Below are 411 nucleotides of genomic sequence, written 5' to 3' on the forward strand. Positions count from 1 at the left end.
CCCTGCAATTGGAGAAGTAATTACTGCTGTACCAGAACCATCTACAGGTTCGCCAGCGTTTCCTCCGGTAGTACTTGCAGGCATTCTATTGATTACAAAACCTTTGGTACTTGCTTCTAAAGCTGTCCATCCGCTTTGTCTTACCATTGGCCAGTTTTGGTTATCTGCACCCGCTCTATTAAAGGCAGTAATACCATGTTGGGTAGGGTAAGTATTGCTATCTGTAGAGGGCAGTTTGTAACATTTACAAGAATTGAGGGTATTATCCAGAGAATCGCCTATTCCTTGTCCTACATCTGCTGTACCGTCTGTATTATCTGCTACTCCTGCTAAATTGCTTGGGTTAGTAGAAGCATTCAAATTATTTCCTGCATTATTCACCAACTGAGGAACTCCGTTTGCTGCAGCGGA

Annotated in this window: 1 pseudogene; it reads right to left on the reverse strand. The window is 43.3% G+C overall.

What is annotated here, in order from left to right:
- Positions 1–411, reverse strand: a pseudogene (locus IEW40_RS14115) (hypothetical protein); the annotation flags it as partial.

Origin of the sequence: Cloacibacterium rupense, assembly GCF_014645495.1 — a bacterium.
GTDB lineage: Bacteria > Bacteroidota > Bacteroidia > Flavobacteriales > Weeksellaceae > Cloacibacterium > Cloacibacterium rupense.